At 74.2% G+C, this 20,502-nt stretch carries 15 protein-coding genes and 2 pseudogenes; 10 read left to right on the top strand and 7 right to left on the bottom strand.

From position 1 onward, the window contains the following. Positions 1-53 precede the first annotated feature (53 nt). Both mycP and GA0070616_RS10770 read left to right on the top strand, forming a co-directional pair. Positions 54-1,412, top strand: coding sequence for a type VII secretion-associated serine protease mycosin (mycP, locus tag GA0070616_RS10765; protein ID WP_091080300.1), 1,359 nt, complete (start codon positions 54-56; stop codon positions 1,410-1,412). A 64-nt stretch (positions 1,413-1,476) separates the two neighbouring features. Further along, complete coding sequence (locus tag GA0070616_RS10770) at positions 1,477-2,199, top strand: phosphatase PAP2 family protein (protein WP_091080304.1); 723 nt, start codon at positions 1,477-1,479, stop codon at positions 2,197-2,199. Between the two features lie 3 nt (positions 2,200-2,202). On the opposite strand, the gene GA0070616_RS10775 is transcribed toward GA0070616_RS10770, so the two are convergent. From GA0070616_RS10775 to GA0070616_RS10800, 6 genes are all read right to left on the bottom strand, one after another. Then, the gene (locus GA0070616_RS10775; RefSeq protein WP_091080308.1) at positions 2,203-3,381 is read right to left on the bottom strand and encodes a MarP family serine protease; all 1,179 of its coding nucleotides are present in this window, start codon (positions 3,379-3,381) and stop codon (positions 2,203-2,205) included. Between the two features lie 63 nt (positions 3,382-3,444). Continuing rightward, on the bottom strand, positions 3,445-4,104 hold the full coding sequence (locus GA0070616_RS10780) for an NUDIX hydrolase (RefSeq protein WP_091080312.1): 660 nt from the start codon (positions 4,102-4,104) through the stop codon (positions 3,445-3,447). Between the two features lie 84 nt (positions 4,105-4,188). Further along, a complete protein-coding gene (locus GA0070616_RS10785; protein WP_091080314.1) occupies positions 4,189-4,890 on the bottom strand; it encodes a TlpA family protein disulfide reductase in 702 nt (233 codons plus the stop codon). Further along, on the bottom strand, positions 4,887-5,666 hold the full coding sequence (nth, locus tag GA0070616_RS10790; protein ID WP_091080315.1) for an endonuclease III: 780 nt from the start codon (positions 5,664-5,666) through the stop codon (positions 4,887-4,889). The genes GA0070616_RS10785 and nth overlap by 4 nt, the downstream gene beginning before the upstream one ends. A 169-nt stretch (positions 5,667-5,835) precedes the next feature. Beyond that, positions 5,836-6,963 carry a CapA family protein gene (locus tag GA0070616_RS10795; RefSeq protein ID WP_091080317.1) on the bottom strand — a complete coding sequence of 376 codons (1,128 nt, stop codon included), beginning with the start codon at positions 6,961-6,963 and terminating at the stop codon, positions 5,836-5,838. 56 nt (positions 6,964-7,019) lie between these two features. Next, on the bottom strand, positions 7,020-7,703 hold the full coding sequence (locus tag GA0070616_RS10800; RefSeq protein WP_091080321.1) for an adenosylcobinamide amidohydrolase: 684 nt from the start codon (positions 7,701-7,703) through the stop codon (positions 7,020-7,022). Positions 7,704-7,919: 216 nt separating this feature from the next. Between GA0070616_RS10800 and GA0070616_RS10805 the strand changes: the two genes are divergently transcribed. The 8 genes and pseudogenes from GA0070616_RS10805 to GA0070616_RS10840 all read left to right on the top strand — a co-directional run bounded on the left by GA0070616_RS10805 (position 7,920) and on the right by GA0070616_RS10840 (position 18,636). Then, positions 7,920-8,597, top strand: coding sequence for a Crp/Fnr family transcriptional regulator (locus GA0070616_RS10805; RefSeq protein WP_007073398.1), 678 nt, complete (start codon positions 7,920-7,922; stop codon positions 8,595-8,597). A 250-nt stretch (positions 8,598-8,847) separates the two neighbouring features. Further along, positions 8,848-9,447 (top strand): annotated as a pseudogene (locus GA0070616_RS10810) (TetR/AcrR family transcriptional regulator); the annotation flags it as partial. A gap of 180 nt (positions 9,448-9,627) precedes the next feature. Next, a pseudogene (locus tag GA0070616_RS10815) lies at positions 9,628-10,413 on the top strand (TIGR03084 family metal-binding protein); the annotation flags it as partial. 257 nt (positions 10,414-10,670) lie between these two features. Further along, positions 10,671-12,455 carry an acyclic terpene utilization AtuA family protein gene (locus GA0070616_RS10820; RefSeq protein ID WP_245712956.1) on the top strand — a complete coding sequence of 595 codons (1,785 nt, stop codon included), beginning with the start codon at positions 10,671-10,673 and terminating at the stop codon, positions 12,453-12,455. After that, positions 12,452-13,609 (top strand): acyl-CoA dehydrogenase family protein, encoded by a 1,158-nt coding sequence (locus tag GA0070616_RS10825; RefSeq protein WP_091080328.1) that lies wholly within the window; start codon positions 12,452-12,454, stop codon positions 13,607-13,609. Before GA0070616_RS10820 ends, GA0070616_RS10825 begins: the two co-directional genes overlap by 4 nt. A 173-nt stretch (positions 13,610-13,782) precedes the next feature. After that, positions 13,783-15,384 carry an acyl-CoA carboxylase subunit beta gene (locus tag GA0070616_RS10830; RefSeq protein WP_091080332.1) on the top strand — a complete coding sequence of 534 codons (1,602 nt, stop codon included), beginning with the start codon at positions 13,783-13,785 and terminating at the stop codon, positions 15,382-15,384. Positions 15,385-15,505: 121 nt separating this feature from the next. Then, positions 15,506-17,476, top strand: a complete 1,971-nt coding sequence (locus GA0070616_RS10835; protein ID WP_091090454.1) for an ATP-binding protein — start codon at positions 15,506-15,508, stop codon at positions 17,474-17,476. After that, complete coding sequence (locus GA0070616_RS10840) at positions 17,473-18,636, top strand: acyl-CoA dehydrogenase family protein (RefSeq protein WP_091080335.1); 1,164 nt, start codon at positions 17,473-17,475, stop codon at positions 18,634-18,636. The genes GA0070616_RS10835 and GA0070616_RS10840 overlap by 4 nt, the downstream gene beginning before the upstream one ends. A 43-nt stretch (positions 18,637-18,679) precedes the next feature. Here GA0070616_RS10840 and GA0070616_RS10845 read toward each other — a convergent pair whose 3' ends face one another. Further along, positions 18,680-20,479 (bottom strand): alpha/beta hydrolase, encoded by a 1,800-nt coding sequence (locus GA0070616_RS10845; RefSeq protein ID WP_091080339.1) that lies wholly within the window; start codon positions 20,477-20,479, stop codon positions 18,680-18,682. Positions 20,480-20,502 lie beyond the last annotated feature (23 nt).

Here is a 20,502-nt window from a genome sequence, read left to right on the forward strand (position 1 = left end):
AGGAGGGTGTGGAACCGGTAATCTCCCATCGTCCAATTCTACCGTCGCGACGAATGGCTGAGGATGTGACCAGGGTGCGGCACAGCGGTCCGTCGACGGCCCGACGGCTCGCCCTCCGGGCGCTGTTCGGCGTGGCGGCGACCGTCGCGTCGGTCGCGTCGCCGGCCGTCCCGGCGGTCGCCGTACCCGGTGCCCCGGCGGTCGCCGTGCCGGCTGCCCCGGCCGCACCGCCCGGGTTCACGCCGCCCCGGTTCGCGCCCGTCGACGCCCAGGGCCGCCCCGACCAGATCCGCGACGAGCAGTGGCAGCTCGACGAGTTGGGTGCCCGGATGGCCTGGCGTACCTCCACCGGGCGCGGTGTCGTCGTCGCCGTCATCGACTCCGGAGTGGACGCCTCCCACCCCGACCTGGCCGGTCAGGTGCTGCCGGGGCTCGACCTGGTCTCCCCCGCCGGCACGGCCGACCCGGATCCGGTGGGCCACGGCACCACGGTCGCCGGTCTGATCGCCGGGCGTCACGACGACAGCCGGGGCGTGGTCGGGCTGGCTCCGGAGGCGAAGATCCTGCCGGTGCGGGTTCTCGACGAGGAGAACCGCTACGACGACGCGCTGATCGTGGCGAAGGGTGTCCGCTGGGCCGTCGACAACGGGGCCCGGGTGGTCAACCTGTCGCTCGGTGGAACCGGCGACAGCCCGGCCCTGGCCGCCGCGCTCGACTACGCCTTCGCCCGCGACGTGGTGGTGATCGCCTGCACGGGCAACGTGGCCACCTCGTCCAACGCGAAGGTGTGGTATCCGGCCCGGGAACCCGGCGTGATCGCCGTGTCCGGTCTGGAACGTGCCAGCGAGAACCTGTGGAGCGGCGCGATCACCGGCCGCGCCACCGCGCTGACCGCGCCGGCCACCGGTCTGGTGGGTGCCCGTCCCGGTGGGTACTGGCGGGTCCAGGGCACGAGTTTCGCCGCGCCGCTGGTCGCCGCCACGGCCGCCCTGGTGCGGGCCCGCTATCCGGAGATGCCCGCCGGGGAGGTGGTCAACCGGCTGCTGGCCACCGCCCGGGACATCGGCCCCGCCGGCCGCGACGACCGGTTCGGGTACGGTCGCGTCGACCCGGCCGCCGCCCTGACCGCCGACGTGCCGCCGGTGACCCGCAACCCGTTGGACGACAACTCCTCCCCCGGCATCGTCGGTTTCGGCACGGCCCCCGGGCTGGAGCCCGCCGACGCGGCGGGTGCCGGCAGCGACCCGCTGGGTTTCACCGCTCCGCGGCAGCAGACCCGGTGGCGGGCCCAACCGGCGGGCGTGCAGGACGAGTCGACGCCGGAACGGCTCTGGGTGGGTTCCACGATCTTCGTCGCCCTGCTCACGGGGGCGGCGCTGATGGTGCGCCGGTTCCGGCAGACCCCTCGCTGACCGTATCCGGCGGGTACGCCCGTTTCCCCGGTACGCGCTCCCCGATCCGGGTACAACGATGGCCATGGGCAGCTCCGGCCAGCGCATCCTCGTACCGTCGACGTGGCGTGACCGTCGCCTCCACCCGGACGACTCGCGCGGCCTGCGGCTGACTCTCGCCGTCGGTGCCGGCGGTCTGGTCCTGGTGCCGTTCACGCTGCTCGCGGCCCTGGTGCTGGCCGGCTGGGCCCCGCTGCACCGGCTGGACGGCGCGGTGGCGGACGCCCTCCACGGGTACGCGCTCGACGAGCCGTCGTGGACGGCGGCGATGCGGTTGTGGACGGACGTCTTCGGGCCGATGCCGCTGCGCGCCGCCGCTCTCCTGCTGGTGTGGTGGCTGCTGCGCGACGGCGCCCGGCGGCTGGCCGCCTGGGTGGCTGTCACCATGCTGCTGGGTGGGCTGCTGGGTCCGGTGCTCAAGCTGCTCGTGGGCCGACCCCGCCCCGACCTGCCGGACCCGGTGGCACAGGCCCCGGGGTTGGCCTTCCCGTCGGGGCACGCGCTGAACGGCATGCTGGCCGCGGGGGTCCTGCTCGTGGTGTTCCTGCCCCGGGCACGGCAGCCGGTCACCCGCCTGGCGGTGTGGACGGCCGCCGCGCTGCTGGGGGTGGTGACGGGCTTCAGCCGGGTGGCCCTCGGCGTGCACTGGGCCAGCGACGTGCTCGCCGGCTGGGTGCTCGGCGTGGCCGTGGTCGCCGCGACAGCCGCCGCCTTCACGATCTGGCGGCCCGAGGCGCTGCGGTCCTGACCGTCAGGTGCACTCGCCGGTGCCGACGCCCCGGGTGCTCTCGGCACCGGCCAGGGCCACCGGGCGGGCCTCGGCGGCGGTCACCGCGAAGCCGGTGTTCGGGTCGTCCGCCGCCGCCGCGAAGATCACCCCGAGGACGAGCCCGTTGGAGGACACCAGGGGGCCGCCGGAGTTGCCGCTGCGCACCAGCGCACGGATCGTGTAGATCTCCCTGGTGACGTCGCCCGCCGAGTAGATGTCCGGCCCGGTGATCCGGTCGACGTCGCGGATCCGCGCCGACTGGGCGTTGTAGGGCCCGTCGAGGGGGAAGCCGAGCACGATGGCGTCCGCGCCGCTGCCGGCGTTGCCCGCCGCGAACCGCAGCGACGGGCCGGGCAGCCCGGGCACGTGGAGCACCGCGAGATCCCGGTCCGGGTCGTACACGACGACCTCTCCGTCGTACCGTTCGCCGCGCAGTTCCACCGACACCGATCGGGTGCCGGCGACGACGTGCGCGTTGGTCATCACCCGGTCGTCGGCGTACACGAAGCCGGAGCCCTCGATGCGGCGGGAGCAGCTCGGCGCGGAACCCAGCACCTTGACCACCGAACGCTGCCCGTTGGCCACCACCTGGGAGCCGGCCAGGGCCGGGTCGGGCGGCTCGACCTGGCGGGCCCGGGTGCGGGTCAGGCCGTCGAAGACGTCCGGGAAGCCGTTCGTGTCGACCGTGTCACGCAGTGCGGTGGACAGCCGCTGCGCCTCGTCCGGCATCACCCCGTCGACGACGTTCAGCAGGGCGCTGCTGCGCACCGAGGCGGCCAGCCAGGGCAGCGAGGACGACCCCAGCGGCACCGCCACCAGCCAGGCCACCAGCAGCACCGCGAACAGGGAGACGAAGGCGCCGCCGATGTCGTCGGCCCGCTTGGCGACGTCGCTGTTGATCGTGCGGCGCAGGTGTGACCCGAGCCACCCGGCGAGGGCCTGACCGACGACCGCCAGCCCGAAGACGGCGACCAGCGAGATGAGCACCCGGGTGCCGCTGTCGACGAACTGCTGGGCGAACAGCGGCCCGATCTGGAGCCCCAGCAGCGCCCCCAGGAAGAACCCGGAGAACGACAGCACTCCGATCACGAAGCCCTGGCGGTATCCGCTGATCGCGAACACGAGCATGAGCAGCAGCAGTACGAGATCCACGGCGGACACGCGTCCAGCGTACGGGCACCCGGCGCGAGGGATGACCACCGCTTGCGGAAGGTGACCGCCGGATCAGCGCACCGGCGTCTCGTCGACCTCGTCGGTGCCCGCCGACGGGGCCGGCGTCGCCCGGGTCGGCGGAAGGTCCACCACCCGCCCACGGGGCCAGGGCCGGTTCCAGCCGCCCATCTCCAGCAGCGTGGCGATCACCCCGGCGGTGAAACCCCAGACCAGCATCCCGCGGACGGAGAACGCCGGCCCCACCCAGCCGCTGGGGTGCCGCACCTGCATCCGGTTGTCGGGGTCGACCAGTTCGGCGACCGGGAGCCGGGCGACGTGCGCCACCTCGGCCGGTTCCCTCGGGTGCACCGGGTGCGGGTCGTGCCACCAGGCGAGCACCGGCGTCACCACGAAGTCGCTGACCGGGATCCACAGCCGGGGCAGCTCGGCCAGCACCGTGACACTGGCCGGGTCGAGCCCGACCTCCTCGTTGGCCTCCCGCAGCGCGGTGGCGCGGGCGTCGGCGTCCTCCGGGTCGGCCGCGCCGCCCGGGAAGGCGGGCTGGCCGGCGTGGTTGCGCAGGGTGGCGGCCCGCTGGAGGACCAGCACGTCGGGCCCGGCGCCGGGGTCCTCGCCGAGCAGCACCAGCACGGCGCTTTCCCGCCCGCCGCGTTCCGGGGTGGCCAGCCGGGTGAAGTCCTCGGTGCGCGCGGTCCCCAGCCGGTCGAGCAGCGGCCGGGTCCAGGCGGGGGTGGCAGGTTCACGCCGGCACCCGTGGGCAGGTGCGGTACCCGACCGGCGGGCCGGTTCGGCGGCTCACGCCGGCACCGCCACGTCGAGGTGCCGACGGACCAGGTCGGCGAGTCGCGCGTCGTCCAGGGCACCCGAGGTGTCGAGGTGCCGGACGCGGCCCTGCGCGTCCACGAACAGGGTGAACGGGATGGCGGTGCGCCGCACGGCCCGCTGCACGGCCTCGCCCTGGTCGACCAGGGTGGGGAAGCGCACGCCGAAGTCCTCGCCGATGGCCTGGGCGCCGCTGCGGCTGTCCCGGGCGTTGACGCCGACGACCCGTACCTGCCCGGCGGCGCGCTCACTGAGCCGCTGGAAGGCCGGCAGTTCCTTGCGGCACGGTGGGCACCAGGAGGCCCAGACGTTGACCACGACGGGTCCGCGGATGTCACGCAGCGCCACCGGCGCCCCGCCGGTGAAACAGGTCAGGGTCAGCTCGGGCAGCAACTCGCCGGAGCTGCCCGACCCGGCACCGGTGGGCGGGCCGGCATCAGCCGGCGCCGCCGGGTTGTCGGCCTGCGCGGGGGCGGTGGCCTGCGCGGGGGCGGTGGCCTGCACGGGGGCGGTGGCCTGCACGGGGGCGGTGGTCAGCGCCGCACAGTCCTCGAAGGGCGAGGGCCGCCCGGCGGCGGCGCTCTCCCGGGTCGGCGCGGTGGTCTCCGGTTCGGCGGTGCACGCCACCACGGCCAGCAGCAGTGGCACCAGCAGCAGGGCGGTCGGACGTCTCACGGCGCCTCCGCCCGTACGGCCTGCACCGGCACCAGGTCCGGGTCGACCCCGGCGGCGACCGCCAGGTCCCGGGCGCGGGGGCCCTTGAGCAACTTCGCCGCAGCCGCCGGCTCGGTGGGGCCGGTGCCGTACGCGGGGCAGACCTTCGTCAGCGTGCACGCACCGCAGGCGGGCTTGCGGGCGTGACAGACCCGCCGGCCGTGGAAGATGATCCGGTGCGACAGCATGGTCCAGTCGCGCCGGGGGAACATCGCCCCGATCGCGTGCTCGATCTTGACGGGGTCGGTCTCGGTGGTCAGCCCCCAGCGGTGCACCAGCCGCTGGAAGTGGGTGTCGACGGTGATGCCGGGCACGTCGAAGGCGTTGCCGAGGATGACGTTGGCGGTCTTGCGGCCGATTCCCGGCAGGGTCACCAGGTCGGCCAGCCGGCCGGGGACCTGACCGTCGTACCGCTCGACGAGGGCCTGGCCCAGCCGGATCAGCGAGGCGGCCTTGTTCCGGTAGAAGCCGGTGGGCCGGATCAGCTCCTCCAGCTCGGCCCGGTCGGCACCCGCGTAGTCGGCGGCGGTGGGATACCGCGCGAACAGCTTCGGGGTGACCTCGTTGACCTTCTTGTCGGTGCACTGCGCCGACAGGATGGTGGCAACGGCGAGCTCCAACGGGCCGCGGTGGTCGAGTTCACAGTGGGCGTCGGGATGCGCCTCGGTGAGCAGCCGGCCGATCCGCCGGGCACGGCGTGTACGCCCGAGGTCGGTCTCGGGGGAACTGGTGGTCACGCCGGCCAGCCTACGTCGCCGTGCCGACAGCGCCACGGCCCACACGGCGTCGCCGTGCCGACAGCACGACGCCCCACACGGCGTCCCGGTGCCGACGGCGCGACGCCCAGCCGGCGTCGCCGCCGGACGCGGTGGCCCGACCGGTGGTACCGGCGACACGGACCGGGGGTCACTCCCCGTCGGGCGGGCTGATCTTCCCGGCGTCGTCGAACCGGGCTCCCGTCTCCGGGAAGTCGAGCTCCGTCAGCTCGCGGATCAGGCCCAGGCCGCGGTCGTCCCGGTCGATCGTCGGCTTCCCGATCCCGTTCATGTACGTCGACGCGAACGAGCCCCCGGCCCAGCTCCCGTCCGGGTTCAACGAGACCTTGAGGACCCCGCCCCAGCCCAGCCGACCGCTGTTGCTCAACGAGCCGCCACCGCCGGCGAAGTTGCCCAGGCTGTAGGCGATCAGTCGGCCCTTGTAGAACTCCATCCCGCGCAGCACGTGCGGGCCGTGTCCGACGATCAGGTCGGCGCCCGCGTCGATCATCGCCCGGGAGAACTTGATCGGATCGCCCCGGTTCTCGCCGAGGAACATCTCGGTGCCCGGCCGGGTGCGGGTCTTGTCCGACCCCTCGCCGCCCATGTGCACCTGCACGACGACGATGTCGGCCATGGTCGCCGCCTTGGTGATCACCTTCTTCGCCTTGGCGATGTCCACCAGGCTGTTCGACCAGACGTACGACGAGAAGCCCGCCACGGCCACCTTGACGCCCTCGACCTCGACCACGGTGATCTGGTCGGGCGCCCCGGTGTGCGCCAGGTCGTGCTCCTCCAGCGCCTTCTGGGTGTTCTCGTAACCCTTCGGGCCGAAGTCGTAGCCGTGGTTGTTGGCCTGGTTGAGCAGGTCGAAACCGGCGTCGGCGAGGTGGGCGGCGTACTCCGGCGGGGCCCGGAACTGGAAGCAGCGGGTCGAGTTCGGCCCGCACTTGCCGGTGCCGGTGTCGACCGTCAGGGGCTCCTCCAGGTTGCCCATCACCAGGTCGGCCGCGAGCGCCTTGCGGACCGAGTCGAAGAACCCCTCGCCGCCGTTCGGCGGCAGTCGGTTGGGGGCGTTGCCCATGATGATGTCGCCCGTGGCGGAGAGGGAGATCGCCTTCGGCTCGGGGGCCGCGGAGGAGGCCGGGGCACCGCCGCCCGCGCCGGGTTGCCAGACGGGGCTGGCCGCCGGGTCGGCGCAACCGGCCGCGAGCAGGGTGGCGAGCAGCGCGCCGAGCGCGAGAGCGGCACGGCGGGACAGAGGCGCGAAAGCGTACATCGCCCGCGACCCTACCGGCCGAAAACCGACCACACGAGGCCCGATCGGACGACGTTTCAGTCCGTCTGCCGTTCCGACCACGGGACGGTGTCGGTGCCGCCGGCGAGCACGGCCGAGTGCACCGCGCGGGCCAGCGGCGCTCCCCAGGCCGAGCGTGGGCCGCCGTACGGCTCGGCCGGGCCGTCCGGCGGGCAGAGCACGGTGACCGCGTCGGTGGGGGTGCCGGTGCCGGGCAGGCCCAGTTCGCCGATCGCCTGCGTCTTCGCCTCGGTGGCGGTGGCGACCGCGTTGACCAGCGCCGCCTCGCCGAGCCGGGTCGGGACGTACACGACGAGGTTGACCGTGCCCACCCGTTGGGCGGGTGCGGTGCGGACGGCCCGGTCCACCGGCACGACGGCGGGCGTAGCCGCCGGGATCGGGGTGCCCAGACCCACGGTCGCCCAGACCCGTACGCCCGTGTCGGCCCGCGCCACCACCTCTGCGACGTCGACGCCGGTCAACAGGCCCACCCCGGGGCCGTCGAGGTGGAGCCGGTCGGCCAGTTCGGCGAGGTGGGCGGCGGGGTCGTCCCGGTCGTACGACATCGGCACGGTCGCGTTGAGCACCCACCGGCGGATGCCGAGCCCGCCGCCCAGCGGCCCCGAACTGACCGCGAGCAGGGGAAGGTCGGCCTGCCAGACCAGCATGGGGATGTCCCGCCCGTGCTCGGGACGGGTGGTCAGCAGGGGCTCGCTCAGCACGCCGTGACCCTACGGCCAGCCGCGGCCGGCGCGGCCGGGGCCCGGCGACGCGCGATCCTACTGGTGAAGGACTGCGGGAACGTTACGCCCAACGATCAAGATTCCAGGGGTGCGCCTCTGATTCCTGCTCACGTGCGCCTAGACTGGGCGGCGCGCGAGGGATCAGCGGACGGCGGACCCGGCCGAGAAGACGGCACGCGCAACCGGAGGTGCGCGATGGACGAGGTACTGGCCCGCAGCGGGATCTTCCAGGGGGTCGACCCGGAGGCTGCCGAGGCGCTCGCCAAGGAGATGGAGACGATCGAGGTCCGCAAGGGCGAGGTCGTGTTCAACGAGGGCGAGCCCGGCGACAGCCTCTACATCCTGCTGTCCGGAAAGATCAAGGTCGGTCGCCGGGCGGCGGACGGCCGGCAGAACCTCATCGCGGTGATGGGTCCGTCGGACATGGTCGGCGAGCTGTCGCTGTTCGACCCGGGCCCGCGTACGGCCACGGCCACCGCCGTGACGGACACCCGCCTGGTGCGGCTGCGCAAGCAGGCGTTGCGGCCGTGGCTGAACAACCGCCCCGAGATCGCCGAGCAGTTGCTGCGGGTGCTCGCCCGCCGGCTGCGCCGCACCAACGACTCCCTGGCCGATCTGATCTTCACCGACGTGCCGGGTCGGGTCGCGAAGAACCTGCTCCAGATGGCCGGCCGGTTCGGCACCCGCGACGGCGGCGTGCTGCGGGTGACCCACGACCTCACCCAGGAGGAGATCGCCCAGCTCGTCGGCGCCTCCCGGGAGACGGTCAACAAGGCCCTGGCCGACTTCGCCTCGCGCGGCTGGCTGCGCCTGGACGGCAAGAGCATCATCATCCTCGACCCGGAGCGCCTGGCCCGCCGCGCCCGCGTCTGACAGCTCCGCCTCCACCAGAACCCGCGCTCCCGGGCCACCCGGCCCGGTCCCCGCGGGCGTCCCGGCCCGTCCCCGCGGGCGTCCCGTCGATCGAGGCCGGTCGCACGACCCCGCCGAGGCGGCGCGGGCTCCCGCGATCCACTTCCAGCCGTCGGCGCACCCTGCTCGGCACTGACCCTGCTCGGCATCGACCCTGCGCCGAAAAAAGTCAAGCTTGACTGATTGTTTCTCCGGCGGCACGCTGACATTCGTGCCCCCCTCCACCCGCGTCCCGCAGCAGGAACGCAGCCGCGCCACCCGGGCCCGGCTGCTGGAGGCGACCGTCGACTGCCTCGTCGAACACGGCTGGGCCGGCACCACGACCACCGTCGTCGCCGCTCGGGCCGGCGTCTCCCGGGGCGCGCAGCTGCACCACTACCCCACCAAGGCCGCGTTGGTCACCGCCGCCGTCGCGCACCTGGCCGACCGCCGGGCGGCGGAACTGCGCACCGAGGCCGAGGCGCTGCCGGCCGGACCGCAGCGCCTCGACCGGGTCATCGACCTGCTCGGCGCGGCCTTCACCGGGCCGCTGTTCGTCGCCGCCCTCGAACTCTGGGTGGCCGCCCGCACCGACCGGGAACTCCGCGAGGCCCTCGTTCCGCTGGAGGCGCGGGTCGGTCGGGAGATGTACCGGCTCACCGTCTCGCTGCTCGGCGTCGACGAGCGGCGGCCCGGCGTCCGCGAGGCCGTCCAGGCCACCCTGGACCTGCTGCGCGGCCTGGGTGTGGCCAACCTGCTCAGCGACGACACGTCCCGCCGGGTCGCGCTCCTTCACACGTGGAAGCGCCAGCTCGCCGCGCTGCTCACCCCCGAGCCGGGCCCGCCGATGCCCGCCGCCCCCGAGCCGGGCCTGCTGGTGTCCGCCACCCCCGACCACGCGCCGGCGACCCCCGACCACGTGCCCGTCACCCCAGACCACGCGCCCGCCGTCCCCGAACGCGACAGGTAGCGAACCGCACGCCCTGCCCGGCCCACCCCTCCCGGAGGCATCATGGTCGACCTGACAGCCCTGCTAGCGGACCTGGCCGCCGAGTCCGACGACCTGGACGCCCTGGTCGCCGGGCGTCCGCCGGTCGACTGGTCGAAGCCGACACCCGCGCCCGGCTGGAGCGTCGCCCACCAGATCGCCCACCTCGCCTGGACCGATCACGTGGCGCTGCTCGCCGCCACCGACGCCGACGGGTTCCTCGCCTCCGTCCTGGCTGCCCCGGATCCGGCGAGGCTCGTCGACGACGGTGCGGCGGAGTTCCTCGCCCCACCGGCCGAGCTGGTGGAACGTTGGCGGGTCGGCCGCGCGGCGCTCGCGGCGACACTCGCCGCCGCCCCGGTCGGGGTGAAACTGCCCTGGTACGGCACCCGGATGTCACCGGCCTCGATGGCGACCGCCCGGATCATGGAGACCTGGGCGCACGGCGAGGACGTGGCCGACGCGCTCGGCGTCGACCGGCCGGCCACCGCTCGGCTACGGCACGTCGCGCATCTCGGCTTCCGTACCCTCGGGCACGGATTCGCCGTCCACGGTCGTCCGGTCCCGACCTCGCCGGTCCGGGTCGAGCTGGCCGCGCCCGACGGAGAAACCTGGGCGTACGGGCCGGCCGACGCCGCCGACCGGGTCACCGGCCCGGCGCGGGACTTCTGCCTGCTGGTGACCCAGCGCCGGCACCGGTCCGACCTGGCGTTGACCGCCACCGGGCCGGTGGCCGACGAGTGGCTCGACGTCGCGCAGGCCTTCGCCGGCCCGCCCGGCGCGGGCCGGGCACCGGCCGGGGGCACCACCGACGGCGGCGCCCCCGACAACCCGGCGGGTCCGAGCCACCCCGCAGGCCCGAACGCAACGGCGGGCACGAACGACCCGGCGGGCACGAACGCAACGGCGGGCACGAACGACCCGGCCCGCCCGAACGAAACGGCGGGCACGAACGAAACGGCGGGCAGGAGCGGCTCGGCGGGGCCAGGGGTGCCGGCGTGAGCGGGGTGCTGCGGATCGGCAACGCGTCCGGCTTCTACGGCGACCGGTCCAGCGCCTGGCGGGAGATGCTCGACGGCGGCGAGGTCGACGTGCTGACCGGCGACTACCTGGCCGAGCTGACCATGCTGATCCTCGGCCGGGACCGGCTGCGCGACCCCGACCTGGGATATGCGAAGACGTTCCTCCGCCAGATGGAGGGTTGCCTCGGCACCGCGCTCGACCGGGGCGTGCGGATCGTGACCAACGCCGGCGGGCTCAACCCGGCGGGGCTCGCCGCCGCGCTCGGCGTGCTCGCCGGGCGGCTCGGTCTGCCGGCCCGGATCGGGTACGTCGAGGGCGACGTGCTCCCGCGTCCGGACGCGCTGACCGCGAACGCCTACCTGGGAGCGTTCGGCATCGCAGCCTGCCTCGACGGCGGCGCGGACGTGGTGGTCACCGGCCGGGTCACCGATGCCTCCCTGGTGGTCGGTCCCGCCGTCGCCCGGTTCGGGTGGGGCCGTGACGACCTGGACGCGCTGGCCGGCGCCACCGTCGCCGGTCACCTGCTGGAGTGCGGCGCGCAGGTCACCGGTGGCAACTTCAGCTTCTTCACCGAACTGCCCGACGGTGGACACCGGCCCGGCTTCCCCCTCGCGGAGCTGCACGCCGACGGCTCCTCGGTGATCACCAAGCACCCGGGCACCGGGGGCGCGGTCACCGTCGAGACGGTCACCGCCCAACTGTTGTACGAGGTGGGCGGCCCCGAATACCTCGGCCCGGACGTGGTCACCCGGCTGGACTCGGTGACGCTGCGCCAGGACGGCCCGGACCGGGTCCGCGTCGGCGGGGTCCGGGGCACGCCTCCGCCGCCCACGCTCAAGGTGGGCGTCAACAACCTGGGCGGGTTCCGCAACTCGATGACCTTCGTCCTCTGCGGGCTGGACATCCCCGCGAAGGCGGCGCTGGTCCGCACGCAGGTCGAGGAGGCGGTCGGCGGGGCGGGACTCGAGTTCGTCCTCGCCCGCACCGACCACCGGGACGCCGCCGACACGGAGACGGCGAGCGCGCTGCTGCACGTACACCTGCGCGACGGCGACCGGGCGCGGGCCGGGCGGGCGTTCTCGGCCGCCGCGGTGGAGCTGGCGCTGGCCTCCTACCCCGGCTGCACCCTGACCACCCTGCCCGGCGACGCCACGCCCTTCGGGGTGTTCACGGCCGACACGGTGCCGCAGGGGGCGGTGGCGCACGTGGCGGTTCTGCCCGGCGGCGAGCGGGTGCCGATCGCCCCGCCGATCCGAACGGCCGCGCCGGACCCCGACGGAGGCGCCCACGCGCCGGACCCCGACGCAGACGCGCACGCCCCCGAGCCAGACGAAGGCACGCACACCCCGGACCCGGACGGAGGTCCGCGCGCGCCGGCGTCGGCGCGCAGCGTTGTCGGACCGGACGACCCCGCGCGGCCGACCCGGCGTGCCCCGCTCGGCGAACTGGTCGGGGCCCGCTCCGGCGACAAGGGCGGGGACGCGAACCTCGGGGTCTGGGCGCGCACGGACCCGACGTGGGCGTGGCTGCGGGGCTGGCTGACCGTCGACCGGCTGGCCGAGTTGCTGCCGGAGACCGCGCCGCTGGCCGTCGAACGGTACGAGCTGCCGAACCTGCGGGCCGTGAACTTCGTCGTGCGGGGGCTGCTCGGCCAGGGGGTGGCGGCCTCCACCCGGTTCGACCCGCAGGCCAAGGCGCTGGGCGAACTGCTGCGCGCCCGGCTGGTCGACCTGCCGGCGGACCTGCCCGCCGGGCCACCGGCGACGGAGCGCCGGGAGACATCGCCTGACGGTTCGGCCCGGGTCGCCGTCGGGGAGGGCCGCGGGTGAGCATCCCCGACACCGCGGAGCGGCGGCAGCTACGCGAGCTGACGAGGGTCTTCGTGACCCGGGAGGTGCTGCCGCACCTCGACGGGTGGGAGCGGGCCGGCGAGGTGCCCCGGAACCTGCACGCCGCCGCCGCGGCGGTGGGGCTGCTCGGCGTCGGTTTCCCCGAATCCGTCGGCGGCAGCGGCGGGGACCTGCTCGACTCGGTCGTGGTCACCGAGGAGATCATCCGTGCGGGTGGCTCGTCGGGTCTGGTCGCGGCGCTGTTCACGCACGGCATCGCGCTGCCGCACATAGTCGCCGCCGCGCGGGACGACGATCCGGGCGCGCACGACCTGGTCGACCGGTACGTGCGACCGACGCTGGCCGGGCGGACCATCGGCGCGCTGGCCGTCACCGAGCCGGACGGCGGATCGGACGTCGCGGGCCTGCGCACCACGGCTCGACGCGAGGGCGACCACTGGGTGGTGAACGGGTCGAAGACGTACATCACCAGCGGCCACCGGGCCGACTTCGTGACCACCGCCGTCCGTACCGGCGGGCCGGGCGCGGGCGGCCTGTCCCTGCTGGTGGTCGACAGGGCAACTCCCGGCTTCACGGTGGGGCGGCGGCTGGACAAGCTGGGCTGGCACTGCTCCGACACCGCCGAGTTGTCCTTCGTCGACGTGCGGGTGCCCGTGGGCAACCTCGTCGGCCCGGAGGGTGGTGGCTTCCTGGCGATCGTGCGCAACTTCGCCGCCGAGCGGATCTCCCTGGCCACCCAGGCGTACGCGACGGCACAACGCTGCGTCGAGCTGGCGACCGTCTGGTGCCGGGACCGGTCGACGTTCGGTCGCCCGTTGGTGGGCCGGCAGGTGGTGCGGCACCGGCTGGCGGAGATGCACACCCGCGCCGAGGCGGCCCGCGCGTACGTACACGCGGTGGCGGCCCGGGTGGCCGACGGCGAGCCGGCACTGACCGAGGTGGCGATGGCGAAGAACGTCGCGGTGGCCGCCTGCGACCACGTGGTGGATGCGGCACTGCAACTGCACGGCGGCTTCGGCTACCTGCGCGACGCCGAGGTGGAGCGGCACTACCGGGACGCCCGCATCCTCGGCATCGGCGGCGGCACCACCGAGATCATGAACGAGATCATCGCGAAAGGCCTGGGCCTGTGAGTGCGAGGAGTGAGCCGGGTCTGCGAGCCCCGCAGTCACGAACGAAGGAGGCACCGTGAGTGCGAGGAGTGAGCCGGGTCTGCGAGCCCCGCAGTCACGAACGAAGGAGGCACCGTGAGTGCGAGGAGTGAGCCGGGTTCGCGAGCCCCGCAGTCACGAACGAAGGAGACGCCATGACCACGCTGGACAGCGCGATCGACCCGTCCTCGCCGGCCTTCCTCGCCAACCGGGCGGCCCTGCTGGAACGGCTCGGCGAGTTGGACGCCGCGTTGGACCAGGCACGGGCCGGGGGCGGCGAGAAGTACGTGGCCCGCCACCACCGGCGCGGCAAGCTGCTGCCCCGGGAGCGCGTCGAGCTGCTGCTGGATCAGGACAGCCCGTTCCTGGAGCTGTCGCCGGTGGCCGCCTACGGGACGGACTTTCCGGTCGGGGCCAGCGTGGTGACCGGCATCGGCGTCGTCGAGGGCGTGGAGTGTCTCGTCGTCGCCAACGACCCGACGGTGCGCGGCGGCGCGGTGAACCCGTGGTCGCTGGCCAAGACGCGGCGGGCCGGGGAGATCGCACTGGCCAACCGGCTGCCGATGATCAACCTGGTGGAGTCGGCCGGGGCGGACCTGCCCAGCCAGGCGGAGATCTTCATTCCGGGCGGCCGGGTGTTCCGCGACCTGACCCGGCTCTCGGCCGAGAAGATCCCCACGGTCAGCGTGGTGTTCGGCAACGCCACCGCCGGCGGTGCGTACGTGCCGGGGATGTCGGACTTCACGATCATGATCAGGGACCGGTCGCAGGTCTACCTGGCGGGGCCGCCGCTGGTGAAGATGGCCACCGGCGAGGACGCCGACGACGAGTCGCTGGGCGGCGCGGCGATGCACGCCACCACGAGCGGCCTGGCCGACTTCCTGGCCGCCGACGAGCGGGACGGCATCCGGCTGGCCCGGCAGTGTGTCCGCCGGTTCAACTGGCGCAAGCAGGGGCCGGCGCCGCGCAACCCCGTGCCGCAACCGCCGAAGTACGACCCGGAGGAGCTGCTCGGCATCGCCAGCGCCGACCTGAAGGTCCCCTTCGATCCGCGCGAGGTGCTGGCCCGGGTGCTCGACGGCAGCGAGTTCGACGAGTTCAAGCCGACCTACGGCACCGCCCTGGTCACCGGCTGGGGTGAGCTGCACGGCTACCCGGTGGGTGTGCTCGCCAACGCCCGGGGTGTGCTGTTCAGCGCGGAGGCGCAGAAGGCGGCCCAGTTCATCCAGCTCGCCAACGCCGCCGGCACCCCGCTGGTGTTCCTCCAGAACACCACCGGCTACATGGTCGGCACCGAGTACGAGCAGCGCGGCATCATCAAGCACGGCGCTCTGATGATCAATGCGGTGTCCAACTCGAAGGTGCCGCACCTGACGGTGAACCTGGGCGCGTCGTACGGGGCCGGCAACTACGGCATGTGCGGTCGGGCGTACGAGCCGAGGTTCCTGTTCACCTGGCCCAACGCCAGGTCGGCGGTGATGGGGCCGGCGCAGCTCGCGGGCGTGCTGTCCATCGTGGCCCGGCAGGCGGCCGCCGCCCGGGGGCGCGAGTTCGACGAGGACTCCGACGCCGCCATGCGGATGATGGTCGAGCAGCAGATCGAGTCCCAGTCCGGGGCACTGTTCCTGTCCGGCCGGCTCTACGACGACGGGGTGATCGATCCCCGGGACACCCGGACCGTCCTCGGGCTCTGCCTGTCGGCCGTCCACAACGCACCGGTCGGAGGCGCCGACGGCTTCGGCGTCTTCCGGATGTGACCGTGCCCACGATCCAGGCCGCGCAGCGGAGGCCCGCAGCCGCGAGGCGGAGTCCCGCAGCCGCGATCCACGCCGCGAGGCGGAGGCCCGCAGCCGCGAACGAAAGGCAGGTCCAGTGGCGATGATCCACCGACTTCTCGTTGCCAACCGTGGGGAGATCGCCCGCCGGGTGTTCGCCACCTGCCGCGCGCTCGGCGTCGCGACGGTGGCGGTGCACTCCGACGCGGACGCCGACGCACCCTTCGTCGCCGAGGCCGACCAGGCGGTGCGCCTGCCGGGGAACACCCCCGCCGAGACGTACCTGCGGATCGACGCCGTCCTGGCCGCGGCCCGCCGGTCGGGCGCGGACGCCGTGCACCCCGGCTACGGTTTCCTCGCCGAGAACGCCGAGTTCGCGGCGGCGGTGACCGACGCGGGCCTGACCTGGGTCGGCCCGCCGGCGAAGGCGATCGCCGCGATGGGCGACAAGATGGCCGCGAAGGCGCTGCTCGCCGAGGCGGGCGTGCCGATGCTGCCGACCTGGACCGACGAGGACCAGGTGACGGACTTCCCGGTGCTGGTGAAGGCGTCCGCTGGCGGCGGTGGGCGCGGCATGCGGGTGGTCCGCGACGCCGCCGGGCTGGCCGGGGCCGTCGCCTCCGCGCGCCGCGAGGCCGCCGCCGCGTTCGGCGACGGCACGGTCTTCGTCGAGCGGTACGTGGAGCGCGGCCGGCACGTCGAGGTGCAGATCTTCGGCGACTCCCACGGCACGGTGGTGGCGCTGGGCGAGCGGGACTGCTCCGTCCAGCGGCGACACCAGAAGATCGTCGAGGAGGCGCCGGCGGTGGTGTCGCCGGAGCTGCGCGGGCGGCTGCACGCCGCAGCGGTGGCCGCCGGCCGCGCGGTCGACTACGTGGGCGCCGGCACCGTCGAGTTCCTGCTCGCCCCGTCCGGCGAGTTCTTCTTCCTGGAGATGAACACCCGCCTCCAGGTGGAGCACCCGGTCACCGAGGCGGTCACCGGGCTGGACCTGGTCCGGCTGCAACTGCTCGTCGCCGAGGGCGGACCCCTGCCGTTGGCGTCGACCCCGCCGACCGACGGCCACGCCATCGAGGTACGGCTGTGCGCCGAGGAGCCGACGCAGGGCTACCGGCCCGCCACCGGCACCCTGCACCGGTTCGCGGTGCCGGGGGTGACCGGCGCGTTCGCCCCGACGCGGGGCCTGCGTCTCGACTCCGGCGTCGAGGACGGTTCGGTGGTCGGCGTGCACTACGACTCGATGCTCGCCAAGCTCGTGGCGTGGGCCCCCACCCGCGCCGAGGCGGTCCGTCTGCTGGCGGGTGCGCTGGCCCGCGCCGAGTTCCACGGTGTCGCCACCAACCGGGACCTGCTGGTCCGGGTGCTGCGCAGCCCGGAGTTCGGCGCGGCGGAGGTCGACACCGGCTTCCTGGAGCGCCACGACGAGGTGTTCGCCGCACTGCTGCCCGCCGACGAGTTGCCCGTGGCCGCGCTGGCCGCGACGCTGGCCACTGCCGCCGCCCGGCGCGCCGGCGCCCCGGTGCTGGCCGGGCTGCCGTCGGGCTGGCGCAACGTGCCCGCTGTCCCGCAGGTCACCCGTCTCACCGGCCCGGACGGCGAGATCGAGGTCCGCTACCGCCTGGACCGCCGGGGCGCGCTCGCCGAGTGGTCCACGGACCCGGCGAGCGACGCCGTCGTCACCCTGGTCGAGGCGTCCCCGGAACGCGTCGTGCTCGACGTCGACGGGGTGCGGCGGGCGTTGCGCGTACACCGGGCGGGGTCGGCGGTGTTCGTCGACGGCCCGGACGGTTCGGCGGGCCTGGTCGAGCTGCCCCGGTTCCCACCACCCACCGCGGAGCTGGCGGCCGGGTCGCTGCTCGCGCCGCTGCCCGGCACGGTGACCCGGGTGTACGTCGAGGTCGGCCAGCGGGTCGCCGCCGGTGACCTGCTGCTGGCCCTGGAAGCGATGAAGCTCGAACACCCCGTGCTCGCCCCCACCGACGGCGTGGTCGCCGACCTGCCGGTCGCCGCCGGCGGCCAGGTCGACACCGGTGCCGTGCTGGCCGTGGTCAACCCCGAGGAGGCCCCGCAGTGAACTTCGACCTCACCGAGGAGCAGGACCAGCTCCGCGACGCCGTCCGGGCGCTGGGCCGCAGGTACGGCCACGCCTACTTCGTGGAGAAGGCCCGCTCCGGCGGGCACACCACCGAGCTGTGGGCCGAGGCCGGCCGGCTCGGCTACCTGGGCGTCAACATCCCCACCGAGTACGGCGGCGGGGGCGGCGGCATCACCGAGCTGGCGATCGTCTGCGAGGAACTGGCGGCGGCCGGCTGCCCGCTGCTGTTGCTGGTGGTCTCGCCGGCGATCGCCGCCACGGTCATCGACCGGCACGGCACCACCGAGCAGCGCAAGCGGTTCCTGCCCGGCCTGGCCGACGGGTCCCAGAAGATCGTCTTCGCGATCACCGAGCCGGAGGCCGGGTCGAACTTCCACCGCCTCGGCACGGTGGCCCGCCGCGACGGCGACGACTGGGTGATCTCCGGCCGCAAGTGCTACATCTCGGGGGTCGACGAGGCCCAGCACGTGCTGGTGGTGGCCCGCACGGAGGACTCCGCGACCGGAAAGCTGAAGCCGGCGCTGTTCGTCGTGCCCACCGACGCCGCCGGGCTGACCAGCTCCCGGCTGGACATGGAGATCGTCTCGCCGGAGAACCAGTTCCTGCTCTACCTGGACGACGTGCGGGTGCCCGCCGACGCGCTGGTCGGCGAGTCGCTCGACGCCGGCCTGCCGGCGTTGTTCGCCGGGCTGAACCCGGAGCGCATCACCGTGGCGGCGATGGGTGCCGGCACCGGCCGGTACGCCATCGAGCGGGCCAGCGGGTACACGGCCACCCGCAAGGTGTGGGGTGGCCGGACCATCGGCTCCCACCAGGGCGTCTCGCACCCGCTCGCGCACGCCGCCGTGCAGGTGGAACTGGCCCGCTTGATGATCTACAAGGCGGCCACCCTGTACGACGCCGGCCGTGACCTGGAGGCCGGGGTGGCCGGCAACATGGCCAAGTACGCGGCCGGGGAGGCCGCCGCGCTCGCCGTGGACACGGCCGTGCAGGTGCACGGCGGGGCCGGCATGACCACCGAGTACGGCGTGGCCACCCTGCTGGGTGCGGTGCGGGCCGGCCGGATCGCCCCGGTCAGCCGGGAGATGATCCTCAACTTCGTCGCCCAGCACGTCCTCGGCCAGGACAAGTCGTACTGAGCGGGCCCGGGGTGCGGCGGTCGACCGCCGCACCCCGGTGTGCTCAGCGGACGGTCAGGGTGCCGACCGCCGGCAGCGGCGGCACCACCGGCGGGAGCTGCTTCGGCTCGCCCGGACGCGGCTCGCCCTGCTCGGCGAGGGCACTCTTGGACGTCTCCGCGCGCCGCAGCTCCGGCCCGGCCGGCGGCGCGAACGGCTGGACGTCACCCACGCAGACCGTGCCGCGCCGGGGCAGGGTCAGCCGGACCAGGTACGCGTCGATCGCGCCGGTCGCGCACGCCGACGTCCCGTAGGCGGTGTGGCCCCAGTTGTCGCTGGACAGCAGGCGGCTGTTCGGCAGCGTCCGGGCGGCGCTCACCGCGCCCGCGTAGTTGGTGGCCGGGTCCCAGTAGTTGCCGACGACGAGCACCGGGTTGGTCGTGTAACGGTCGAACGGGCCGGTGTAGCGGTCCTCGTCACGGACCGTCCAGGTGTTGCGGGCACACGGCGACGTGGCCCAGGCCCAGATCCGGCCGAAGTACGGGTCACGCCGGTCGGCCTTCGCCGCCCGCGCCGGCCAGGTGCCGGCGTTCTTCGGGTGGTTGCCGTCGGTGCAGTCGACCCCGAGGAACGTCTCCAGGCCGTTGTCGTACGGGAAGTCGTACGCCCGCTGCTGCTTCGCCTGCGCGGCGACCCGCGCCACGGCGGCGCGGGCCCGCTGCCGGTCCGCCTTCGCGGTCGCCGGGTCGGTCAGCACCAGCAGCTCGGCGGTCAGCCCGACCACCTGCTCGTAGCCGTACTGGTCGTACAGCCCGCTGAGGGTGGCGGAGACGAAGTCGGCGTACGTGACGGTGTACGAGCCGAAGTCCGGGTCCTCGATCACCAGCGGGTTCTTCTTGAGCCGCCTGGCGACCAGCTCGTACGCGGCCAGCGGGTCACCCGTCCCGGCGAGCGCACACAGCTCCGCACCGGCGTCCGCGCAGCGGCGCATGATCTCGCGCAGCGCCGCGTACGCGCCCTGGGCGCTGCGCAGCCGGTCCTCCTGGACCTGGTTGCGGGCCCGGCCCCTGCCGACCCACGCGTTCGGGTCCAGCACCCCGTCGACGACGACGGCACGCACCCGGTCCGGGAACATGTTCGCGTAGTACTGCCCGAGCACCGAGCCGTAGCTGAAGCCCAGGTAGCTCAGCTTCCGGTCGCCGACCGCCCGGCGCAGCACGTCCATGTCGCGGGCCACCTCGGCCGTGGACATCGCCCCGGTCAGCGGGCGGCCCGTGGTGGAGCAGCCCTTGCCGACCCGCTTCGAGGCGGCGACGTACGCCTTCTCCTCGGCCTTCGTGTACGGGAAGGCGACGTTCAGTCCCTCGTACGCCCGGGTCTGGTCCTTCACCGACGGGAAGCACCTGACCTGCTGGCTCGCGTTGACGCCGCGCGGGTCCACACCGACGACGTCGAAGCGGTCGAGCACCTCGTCACCGAGGAAGTACGGCGCGGCGAGCGCGATGTTGGTGCCCGACCCGCCCGGCCCACCGGGGTTCAGGAACAGGCTGCCGATCTTGTTCTTCTGGTCGCGGGCCTTGACCCGCAGCACGGCGACCTCGGTCGTCGCGCCGTTCGGCCTGTCGTAGTCGAGCGGCAGCCGGACGGTGGCGCACTCGGCGTAGTCGTAGCAGGCGTACCAGTCGAGCTTCGGCGTCGGCACCCGGTCGACGCGGCGCGCCTCCTCGGGGCTGGTGCGGTGGGAGGTGACCAGGCGATCCCGCCCGATCGGGGTAGGATCGGCAGCGGCGGGCGCGACCGCCGAACCGGCGAGGAGGACACCGGCGATTCCGGCTGCGGTCAGTGCCCGGATTGGTCGTGGCATGTGGACGCCTTCCGGTGGAGGAC

The organism is Micromonospora nigra, from assembly GCF_900091585.1.
In the GTDB taxonomy this organism is placed as follows: domain Bacteria; phylum Actinomycetota; class Actinomycetes; order Mycobacteriales; family Micromonosporaceae; genus Micromonospora; species Micromonospora nigra.

Coding starts and splice junctions, on each gene's coding strand:
- GA0070616_RS10835 (WP_091090454.1), top strand. CDS start 15,506: ATGATCCACCGACTTCTCGTTGCCAACCGTGGGGAGATCGCCCGCCGG.
- GA0070616_RS10795 (WP_091080317.1), bottom strand. CDS start 6,963: ATGTACGCTTTCGCGCCTCTGTCCCGCCGTGCCGCTCTCGCGCTCGGC.
- GA0070616_RS10845 (WP_091080339.1), bottom strand. CDS start 20,479: ATGCCACGACCAATCCGGGCACTGACCGCAGCCGGAATCGCCGGTGTC.
- GA0070616_RS10770 (WP_091080304.1), top strand. CDS start 1,477: ATGGGCAGCTCCGGCCAGCGCATCCTCGTACCGTCGACGTGGCGTGAC.
- GA0070616_RS10820 (WP_245712956.1), top strand. CDS start 10,671: ATGCTCGACGGCGGCGAGGTCGACGTGCTGACCGGCGACTACCTGGCC.
- GA0070616_RS10830 (WP_091080332.1), top strand. CDS start 13,783: ATGACCACGCTGGACAGCGCGATCGACCCGTCCTCGCCGGCCTTCCTC.
- GA0070616_RS10805 (WP_007073398.1), top strand. CDS start 7,920: ATGGACGAGGTACTGGCCCGCAGCGGGATCTTCCAGGGGGTCGACCCG.
- mycP (WP_091080300.1), top strand. CDS start 54: ATGGCTGAGGATGTGACCAGGGTGCGGCACAGCGGTCCGTCGACGGCC.